We start from the raw sequence: 9,719 nt of genomic DNA, 5'->3' as shown, positions 1-9,719 counted from the left end.
GTGCCTGCGATCGTGGCATCCCCAGTTACCTTCAGCTTCTCTGTGCCTGAAGCACCCCCAATGCCAACATTGCCTGTTAATGTGCTGGTTCCTGCAACCGAGAGAGTATTGGTATTACCTGTGACGGAGAGATTGCCTGCGATCGTGGTATTCCCCGTAACCTTCAGCTTCTCTGTGCCTGGGGGACCCCCAATGCCAACATTGCCTGTGATCGCAGCATTCCCAGTTACCTTCAGCTTCTCTGTACCTGTGGCTGGATCACCCCCAATACCAACATTGCCTTCAACCTGAAGATTTTGAGTAATACTCAAACTGCCAGAGAGAATCGCGCGATCGTTGGCTCCGTTCTGCGATCGTAATGTGACTCCCTGCCCGTTTGTTGCTGGAAGTCTGAGACCGGAATATTGGCACTTTGTTAAATCTACCTCGAAAGAATTATTAGTCTCTTGACGTTTTAAGACAGCCAGTAACACCGAGGACGATGATAATGCTTCTGATGCAGGTTTTAACTCAATTGTTGGAAGTTCATAAATGCGGGTGTCTTCCTGACTTCCCTCTTCCGATTGCGGATCAGACCCGACTGCGTTCCAAGCAATTGACAGGTTATGAGTTGTTGTTAGGTTTAACGCCGATATGTTAATTTCAAACTGTTTTTTCGTTGATAATTTCAATGTGTCTTTTCCATATGCCACTTCGTTGGTAAGCAGTATTTGTTTCCCTTCGTTATCGATCGCGGCTCCGGGTGTAATTCTTAAGCTAGTGTTTTCAATAGTAACCTGCAAGCCTTCTAGAATTCCAGAAACATGCAGAAACCGACTAATGCGACGTTGGCGATCGATATGATATTCCTGCTCACTTACAAAGTCATCGACTTTCAGGTATTGACCATCAAAATAGCGAGGGCGCTTTTCAACATATTGGGGTTGCGGTTTCACTTCGTTCGACATGATGAGTACTCCGGTTCAAAAATAATTAGGGGGTGTCAGGGGTGGAGGGGGCAGGATTGGCAGATTCAGGGCGTTGCGCCGTCGCGCCCAATGCAGTCTTGTTTTGATGGCTCTGGTAACCTGGACTATTAGAGCTTGCGAAAAGCCGCAGTCTTCGTTTCGGAAGATCCTCACTGCTGACACCTTCTGCCGCGAGTTTTTCTGACGAAACCAACCGCATCGTTGGCATCAGAATTTGCAGCGCATAGATAGTGTGGGCTGGCTTTTCGCGATCGATAATGGCGCGAGCAACGGTTTCCTTACGGCGATATTCGTTGAAATCCTGACTATCGAGACGAAGCTGCACCTGAAAATAATGGGGAATTCGATCGAACTCAAAAATTTCTACATATTCTGTGACTGATTCATCCTGCGAGTTCACTTGCTTTTGCAGGTAGATCTGAAGCAGCTTCTTCATCGCTGCCTTTGTGCCCCGCTGGTGATAAAGCGGCACAATGCGCTGAATAAAGTCGCGCTTAACTTGTTCATCCCAGTCATCGCGCAGGCTTAGGGCAACCCAGCCTGCCAACCAGGGCAAAAACTCTTCCGGCGTTGTGCTGGCTGAAAACTTTGTATGAATCTCAGCTAACGTTTTCTCAAATCCAATTGGAGTAGATTCGACTGAGACACCGCTGAGAATGGCTTCAAATGCCAGGAGAAATTGACCCAGAAATGGGTCTTCCTGAAGCGCGGCTGGAAGATAGTCAAGGTAGCTGCTGAGGGGTTTCGGGCTTGAAGTCATGGCTAGTTATGTGTCCCCGCATGAGTTAGATTGGGCTGATCGAGCTGCACAAGTTGGTGCGCCTGCCATTGGTAATCCCTTAACGGCACCTTCCCCTGCCCCGGTGATTCCACCTCCACAACCACGTTGTTTTTCACATAGTCAACTCCGTCTATCTGATCTAGCTGCTGGTAAATCTCAGAAATATAGACCGCTCGACCAAACGGCCAACCCTGTTTATTTTCTCCCCCTAATAGAGGAGCGAAAAACTGCTTTAGTTGGTTAATGCCTGCCGCTTTGACCTGATCGAACACGCGACCCGACTCTAAATACAGCTCAGCAGTGATAGAAACCTTCACATATTCAGGAGAGACAACATGATGTTTGGTTCCTAACAACCGGCGTTCTTCCAGGAAGTTCCCGATGTCTGTCTGTAACGTTGAGTTGAGAGCAGCAAACGGATCTTGGGGCACTACGACCAGGCTAATATGACCCGCATCAGTTGGCTGCGGTTTTGTCAAATTGCGGTTTTCAAATGCCTTGACCCGCCCGACTTTAAAATTTTCCATCACCAAAGTCTCATAATCCACTACCGTGACGGCTCGATAGCGCTGTCGCAGTGCCAGAATTGTCTCTTTGGTTGCTGCCTGGAGTGATTGATTTTCAGGTTTCTTCCAGGTTGCATCGCCCTTGAGCAGTTGCAGAAACACCTCCTGAGATTTCTCAGGCACCTGGTTTGTTTGGTACAGCAACAGTTCAGTTAACCAGGCAAATAGCTCGATCAGGATAATTCCTGTGTCGGAGGGGTTGTGATCCGTCCATTCCGGGCACTCACTAGGAATGAGCGATCGCGCCATTTCCACTAGGTCTGCGTAATCACGATCATCGAGATTGGGTAACGGTAGGGGCATAAGATATTCAATAAGACATTCAGGAAGAAACAAGCTGGGCAAATAACCTTAAGGTGGCGAACCAATCGTGATCTGATGCTGACCGGAGTAAATTAGAAAGCGATCGCGATCGTCCGCATCAAGATGGGCGATCTCTGGGTCGCTGACGATGCTGAGGATGCTGAGGTACTCTACATGACTAACTCCAGCGATGCGCTCAATCTGGGCATAGAGGTCTGAATCATGCGGATTTCGGCCGAAAGACCAGCCCTGCCCTCTAGTTCCTCCAGTGAGTGGATGCAGGAAATTTGTAAGGGCAGCTTTGACAGTAGCCTCTAGCGAGTTGGCAGCATGGAATGAAATGGGCGCAATCGTTGCTGTCACGGTTACTTTAACCCAGTATGGCTCAGTGACGTGTAATTTGAGACTGGGGTCGATGCGATCGCCCAAGTAGCGTTTGACCTTTTCGATGAGTGCCAAGCTGGGAGTGGGCTGTAGGGCTGGGCTGTGTGGCACAATGAGCACGGTCACAGTGCCTGCTTGCTGCAATGCGTCCAGTAAGTTTTTTTCAGAGGGCAATGCCTGCTTATTTGTGGTAGCTATCCAGTCCTGCGACACCAGCTCGAACTTGGGAGTTAACACTTTTACACGAGCAATGTCGCTAGAGGCAGCGTAGGTCAAGTCTTCGATATCTTGCCAGGTGACAGCACGATCGCGATGGCGCAGTTGTTTTGGAGCGGATGCCTGCACAGATGCAATCGATTCCAGATCGGCTCCCCCGTTGGCTGGTTCATGGTTGGTTACCCGATCTACATAAGGGATCGTGGTTTTAAGTTCAGTCAGCGTTTCTACCCCACAATTGCCCTGCTTTCCCCCACCCGACTGGTAGCGAGCCATACGAATGTTGTTGCGTCCTATAGGCGGAGGCATTCCCTGCCCTTCACCGCCAAAGCGGGTTTCGCCAGTGATGCGATCGAGGATGTAGTGGCGATCGCGGCTACCAGAGGCGTAAAAATCGCTGACTTCGTGCCAGCGCACCCAAATGTCTTCCGGCTGTCCAGCATTGTCGCTGGAAATGGCAATCGCGTCATTTCCTTCTAGTTTTTTAATCGCAGTCTGTTCTTCAGCAGATGGTAGTTCTGGTTCTCGCACGAGCAATTGTTGTCGTGGTAGCACTGGTGTATGGAGCGTATGTAATACCAGATTTGGATCACCTGTGCCACTACCTAAAACTTCGTTCTGGTGAGTCGTTGCCTGAACCGCCCAAACTGTATTCGTGAGTACCTGTTGTAAACGAGGCTGAATCTGGAAACTTCCTTCCTGTAACCGCAACCGCAGCCAGTAGCCCGATTGACCAAAGAGCGTTTGCAAGGCCAAATCCGATGGCCCAACAAACTGCACCATGCCACGCTGACTCAAGTTGTGGGTGCCATTTTGCAGACTCAGCGATCGCCAACCCTGAGCACCGTAATACTCCCATTGCAGTTTTGCAGGCGTTTCTACAGGCTTAGATCTCAGTAATTCACCGGGTTTGGGTGGAGTGACTTGTAAGTAGAGGGCAATCGCTTGATTGGGAAAGGGGCGATCGAACCCCACATACAAACTACCATCTTCCTGGTCTTCCTGGGGGACAGCAAAAGTGTCAGCGTCATGGTGAACAAAAGCCCCTGATGGTAACGCTTTCAGTACTTCTTTAGGTGCAATATTATTAATTTTGCTGCGTTTGATGGTAATGGATTGCAAGCTGGGGGGAAAATAGCCCGTACCAGCAACTTGTTCTAGCGTCGTTTCTGTATTTGGAGGTGTACCTGGTTTTGATTTAAACTGAGGTTCACTACCATAATTTCCTGCAATTAACCTTGCCCGTAACCAGTAATTTTCTTCGCCATTGACCTCAAACAAGTTAGTTCCTAGAAGCAATTGAAAGGTGATAGGGATGAAATCTTTTGTAAAAGAATTTTCCGAATTAACGTTCTTTTGATTTGCTGAACTTAATGGCTTCATCTCTTGAACAGGGTTCCAAGATTTATTAGCCCATACTTCCCACTTGATTTCAACGTTTTCGGGCTTGGCGGCTTTCTGCACGCTTTGAGTCAGATTTACGGTAATAGTAGCTCCGGCACTAGAGAGGACGTTCTTGCTGGCAATGTAAAACGTGTCGTTGAATCGTGGGGTTTCCCCAAGAGGGAAGAAGTCTTTGCTCAGGTCAATTTCATCGGTATTGAAAAAAGCCTGATCAGGGACGATCTCTACAGTTTCCTCGCGTACCAAACAAATTTTAGCTAACGATGGCAGATTTCCAGGCGCAATCCCTCTCAACCATTGGGCTTCTATACCTTCGAGCATTTTTGGCTTAGGAGGTTTGCAACCCTGTGCAGGAACGGTCACTGTAAGTTTTAATTCATTATTCTTAGCATCAGCAATTGGAGTTAATGACTGCCAAGTCTCGCCATCCCAATAACTCCACTTCCATCCTTCAACCAAGTTACCTGGATTAGCGATCGCCAGTTGAATTTCTTTAGAATCTACCGCCGTTGTCAGTTGGTCAGCAGCAATGTAGAGAGTATTGGGCTGCTCAAGTTCAAATACTGGAAAATCTGCGGCAACAGTCGTTGCGGTCAAAAGATGATCGCAGTACTTTTCGTTACGGTGAACGATCGCTGCCTGCAACTGCGATCGCACCACCACTAAATCTTCTTCCGTTTCAAACAAAACTTCTGTGTCATTCGATTGGGACACTGCTGCAATTTGGGTATATGCAGGGAGAATTGCATCAACAGTGCTGTCGTCTACCAAATAGGCTGTTAGAGGCACACGAGCAGGTTGAGGAGGCTGCTGTTGGGCACCTATTAAGTTGAGAAACGCCAGAAAATGCTTTTCAGGCACGCGGTTGAGGCGATCGCTAACCATTACCGCCATGCGCCCGACAATCCGAATCAGGGCAAGCCCCGCATCAGCTTTGTCTTCTGGAGGTACCCATTGGAGAGCATGAGTTAAACCTAAACTGGACTGAATTTCCTTTAGAAGCTTAATCTTTATTCTATCATCAATTGATTGATAAGATTGACGATCAAATGAATCTTTTAATAATTGACGGAGATTTTCTTCGCGAGGCGTAAAGCTATCTTTCACCTTATCAACAATCTGTTTTCCAGCCCAATCGAAAATACGAATGTGATATGAATCTTGATTTTGCCCAACGAGTACCAGCCCCCTTCCTTCCTTGGGAAAAGCAAGCTGCCTTCTAAGGTTCCTTAGAAGGTCTTTAACAGTGTTATCAATTGGTTGATTCTTAGCTTTAAGATCAAACGCCTGATCCAAAAGCTTACGCAGGCTTTCGTCTGGTAAAAGTTTTCCCTTTCCTGCGTCAAAAATTTGTTTTTTATCTTTATCAAAAATACGAATATGGTAAGAATCTTCAATCCTGCCAACAATTACCAAATTCGATCCTTCACTAGGAAGGCCGTTAATATTATCGAGGGTTCTCAAATCAATTTTGAGGGATTTTTCGATGGATTCTAGATAACTGTCGGAGGGTTCCCAGAAAGGAGATTTCAAAATCAGAAATCCATATCCGGTAAAACACTGGCTCAGCCACTCAGTACTAGCTACCAGTTCTGTATAGGTGCGAGGATCGATTTTGGGTGGGGGGATAGTCATGCAGTGAGGTTCAGTTCAGGTAGAAAGGGTAAACCAGATTAAAGCGATTGTTGGTTGTTCGCACTAAATAGCGAATGTCAATCAATAATCGATTGGGTTCCTCTGCATCGGGAATTGCCGTTACGTCCAATACATCAATGCGAGGCTCCCATTGAATTAAAGACTCCTGCACGGCACTGATGACCTGGCCGATCGCCGCGGCACTGTTGGTTGAAAACACTAGATCATGCAGGCTACAGCCAAAATCAGGACGCATCAACCGTTCCCCTCTGGCAGTGCTCAGAACCATCCGAATCGATTGGCGCACGGCTTCTTCATATTTAGCTAACTGAATTTGCCCCTTACCATCCAGCCTTACAGGCGAAGTCCAGCCGACTCCTAAAAAGTTGCTATCCATCGCTCACTTCACCTCCATTTGACTAGCCTTGACATTGACCTGGCTCCCCTGAGCATCAATCTCTACTCCCTTGCCCGACAAAGTTAGCTTGCCTTTCGCTTTAATCGTGATCTCACCCTCAGATTCAATGACGAGGCTATTGTTTTTGCTGGTGATAACAATACGATTTTTGCCCGTACGATCGCGAATCTCGACTTGTTCAGAACCCTCCGTGTCATCCAGCACAATCGCATGACCACTGCGAGACACGAGTTGGCGTTGGCTCACAGCAGCTTTGGGAGGATTTGCATTAGCGTTCCAAAGCGCACCCAAAACATAGGGCTGGTTTGGATCACCTTGCTCAAAGGCAACCAAAACTTCGTCGTCTACTTGGGGAAGGCAATATAGCCCCTGTTCTTTGCCAGCCATCGGAGTTAGCATCCGCACCCAGTCGCTATGATCTAACATCGATAGCAACGGCAGCTTCACTTGCACTCGTCCCAGTTTCTTTGGATCTTGGGTATTGGTTACGATCGCAATAGTTACCCCATAGATGCGATCGCTCGTCTCTAACGGTGTTAATAAACTGACCAGATCTCCTAAAGGCATTACGTCGCATTCCTCCTGACGCTGAACTCAGTGCGATACCCTTCCGAAATAGTATAGCGATGGTTGGTAGAAGTCACATAGTAGTTGCCACTAAAACGCTTCCCCAGTCCCTCAATTCTGATTACCCGACCGGCTCGCAGGGCTGCGTTGCCGTGACAGGAGCCTTCACCCGTGATGTAGCTCAAAGCCATACGATTGATTTGCCCTTGGGCAATAGCTTTAGCTTTTTCAGGTGTGGCTGCCGCCTGATCAATGACGGCATAAGCAGTTTTGCCAAATTCTCGGGCTGTGGTACTAATGCCACTGTTTTGCCCCATTGTTATAACATCACTAGCTGTAGCTTTGCCTACCACCGCTGGCTTTTTCTGCTGGGCATCCCACCCCCGAACTTCTACTTCATTTACCTGTCCCAGTGTGTTCAAGCGGGGGGAAAATTCCAGCAGGTCTGTTCGATGGAGCGTCAGTACTGCTTTCCCCTGAGGCTGCAAGGGGCGAAAGATTAATGTAGTGTCCTCAACCAGGATTTCGTACCCAATACGGGAGGCGCGATCGCGGATAAAGGCCAGATCAGTCTGATTGCTTTGCAACACGTACTCTAACGACTCTGAAGTACGACTGGCCCTTACGCTTAGTTTGGCAGCACTGGCAACTTGCTCCACAATAGTGCTGTCCCGCGTATTAGTGAATGTTCGGGTTTTAGTGCCTCGCATTAGTCGATGGCTAAAGTCATGCCCCCGGACAATCAATCGAGGAGACTGCTCTAAAGAAAACTCAGGTTCCAGCCCGGTAACTTCTCCCACCATGACGACTGCCGTCCGGTTGCCATAGCCAAACTCGACCTTGACTTCATTGCCCAATTCAAACTGAGCATCATCAGACCAAAGTACCTTTTGATCCTCTAGGTCCCAGTTGTTTAACTCCAGAGTAAACATACCCAATGCATCAATATCTTCTGAGACTTCTACAGCCAGTAAGCTGGTCTTCGCCTTTGTTTCTAGAGGGCGATCGCCGATCAGAATCTTGACTTTTGGAGCTAACTTATATGAAGCAGAGTTAAGTTGGGGCATGGCTAGCGTCCTCCTTGTGGAGGCAAGGGTGGTACGGTCAGCAAACTACCGACCTCTAACTTACGAGGGTTTACTAATCGATTAGTATTGGCAATGATTCGCCACAGGGACGAGTCGCCATATTCTTCCTGAGCAATGCTGCTCAGGGTTTCCCCTTGTTTGATAATGCGAATCGGATCATCAATAGGATTTTTCTTTTTCTGCTGTTGCTCAGGTTCTTCCCACTCTAGAAAGATGCAATTGAGGGTTGCTCGCACTGGCATACCCTCAGCGGTGAAGTGGGTAAAGGTTTGAGTAACTTGCTGAAGTACTCCTTTAAACAGTACCGATCCATTGAAATGTCGAATATTAGGTTTACCTCCCCATACGAGTTGGCAGAGTGGAGGCCGACCAAGCCTGGAGAGGGGATTAGTGAAAGTGAGGTTATAAATAGGGAGAGTATATAACCTAACATCTATGGCTTGTGCAGCAGGACTAATGAACTGATCTTTAGTTTTCTGAAGTATCGACGGGGTATTGTGATTGTTAAAGCGGTTTAGTAAATCGCTATTAGAATCGGGAGCACTGGTATCAAAAAAGAGGTCAACTGTAAGGCTAGCAGGTTTGTCATCTGGCACTAAGGCTTTATTGTCGCTGTTCCAACCAGACTTTACAATCGTTAATTGTTGGGGGTTATAAAGAACTGGTATTTCCTTACTAAATTTGTTTTTGCTTTCTTCTAGTTGAATCGTGAGCTTTTCTAATGCCATGTTCGTTGTCCTCTACGCTCGCGTTCTACCGTGAGTTTCCGCATCAGTTTTCGTTCCACTTGCTGAGTTAAGTAGCTAACATCTACAACTGGTGGTTGGGTTGGAGAGACTGTTGGGGTAGATAGTCTCTGAGCAGCAGGTTGAGCGTTAACACTAGGCGATCGCTCGGTTGACTGATGGCTAGAAGCGGTCGTGGGCAAATCTTTATTGATGGAGGGAACGTGGGTCGGCGCAGGGCGGGCAAACACCAGCGGCTGGGTTCGGTGTCCAAGTGCCTGAGAAGCAGACAATACAGCAGGGTTTTCTACCTTCACAAGGGGCAGTTCTTCCAAAAGTCGGGCTGAGGCAAGCGCTGAGCCTGCGATCGCAGTGTTTGGAACTGAACCAGTTGATGGCGATGTCACAATCGAAAGCGGTAGTTGATTGGTCACTGGCGAGCGCAGTTGAGGTGAAGTTGGCAGCACAGCTTGATTTTCTGCTTTAACCACCAAAGCTTTTTCTTCTGCTGGGGAAGATATGCCACTATTAAGTTTCTGCTCCTGTAAGGACGAGCGTGACGATGGGGTCACAATCGAAAGCGGTAATTGATTGGTCACTGGCGAGCGCAGTTGAGGTGAAGTTGGCAGCACAGCTTGATTTTCTGCTTTAACCACCAAAGCTT

The 9,719-nt window shown here is 47.9% G+C and carries 8 protein-coding genes and 1 pseudogene; all 9 read right to left on the bottom strand.

Going from position 1 to position 9,719, the window contains the following annotated elements:
• Positions 1-947 (bottom strand): annotated as a pseudogene (locus QUA42_RS18180) (hypothetical protein); the annotation flags it as partial.
• Positions 948-972: 25 nt separating this feature from the next.
• Positions 973-1,728 (bottom strand): phage tail protein I, encoded by a 756-nt coding sequence (locus QUA42_RS18175; RefSeq protein WP_333138845.1) that lies wholly within the window; start codon positions 1,726-1,728, stop codon positions 973-975.
• Positions 1,729-1,730: 2 nt separating this feature from the next.
• A complete protein-coding gene (locus tag QUA42_RS18170) occupies positions 1,731-2,618 on the bottom strand; it encodes a baseplate J/gp47 family protein (RefSeq protein WP_333138843.1) in 888 nt (295 codons plus the stop codon).
• Positions 2,619-2,666: 48 nt separating this feature from the next.
• Complete coding sequence (locus QUA42_RS18165; protein WP_333138841.1) at positions 2,667-6,257, bottom strand: putative baseplate assembly protein; 3,591 nt, start codon at positions 6,255-6,257, stop codon at positions 2,667-2,669.
• A gap of 10 nt (positions 6,258-6,267) precedes the next feature.
• Complete coding sequence (locus tag QUA42_RS18160) at positions 6,268-6,654, bottom strand: GPW/gp25 family protein (RefSeq protein ID WP_333138839.1); 387 nt, start codon at positions 6,652-6,654, stop codon at positions 6,268-6,270.
• 3 nt (positions 6,655-6,657) lie between these two features.
• A complete protein-coding gene (locus QUA42_RS18155; protein ID WP_333138837.1) occupies positions 6,658-7,242 on the bottom strand; it encodes a phage baseplate assembly protein V in 585 nt (194 codons plus the stop codon).
• Positions 7,242-8,309, bottom strand: coding sequence for a contractile injection system protein, VgrG/Pvc8 family (locus QUA42_RS18150; protein WP_333138835.1), 1,068 nt, complete (start codon positions 8,307-8,309; stop codon positions 7,242-7,244). The genes QUA42_RS18155 and QUA42_RS18150 overlap by 1 nt, the downstream gene beginning before the upstream one ends.
• A gap of 2 nt (positions 8,310-8,311) precedes the next feature.
• Complete coding sequence (locus QUA42_RS18145; RefSeq protein ID WP_333138833.1) at positions 8,312-9,058, bottom strand: CIS tube protein; 747 nt, start codon at positions 9,056-9,058, stop codon at positions 8,312-8,314.
• On the bottom strand, positions 9,049-9,719 hold a 671-nt coding region (locus tag QUA42_RS18140; protein ID WP_333138831.1), incomplete at its 5' end, for a hypothetical protein. The genes QUA42_RS18145 and QUA42_RS18140, both read right to left, overlap by 10 nt.

It is taken from the genome of Microcoleus sp. Pol11C2 (assembly GCF_036701505.1).
GTDB lineage: Bacteria > Cyanobacteriota > Cyanobacteriia > Cyanobacteriales > Microcoleaceae > Microcoleus.
Note: the sequence above shows the minus strand (reverse complement) of the source record. Positions and strands in the feature narration are given on the sequence as shown.

Excerpts from the sequence above, each read along its gene's own strand:
- QUA42_RS18175 (WP_333138845.1), bottom strand. The coding sequence starts at position 1,728 with ATGACTTCAAGCCCGAAACCCCTCAGCAGCTACCTTGACTATCTTCCA.
- QUA42_RS18170 (WP_333138843.1), bottom strand. The coding sequence starts at position 2,618 with ATGCCCCTACCGTTACCCAATCTCGATGATCGTGATTACGCAGACCTA.
- QUA42_RS18155 (WP_333138837.1), bottom strand. The coding sequence starts at position 7,242 with ATGCCTTTAGGAGATCTGGTCAGTTTATTAACACCGTTAGAGACGAGC.
- QUA42_RS18145 (WP_333138833.1), bottom strand. The coding sequence starts at position 9,058 with ATGGCATTAGAAAAGCTCACGATTCAACTAGAAGAAAGCAAAAACAAA.
- QUA42_RS18165 (WP_333138841.1), bottom strand. The coding sequence starts at position 6,257 with ATGACTATCCCCCCACCCAAAATCGATCCTCGCACCTATACAGAACTG.
- QUA42_RS18150 (WP_333138835.1), bottom strand. The coding sequence starts at position 8,309 with ATGCCCCAACTTAACTCTGCTTCATATAAGTTAGCTCCAAAAGTCAAG.
- QUA42_RS18160 (WP_333138839.1), bottom strand. The coding sequence starts at position 6,654 with ATGGATAGCAACTTTTTAGGAGTCGGCTGGACTTCGCCTGTAAGGCTG.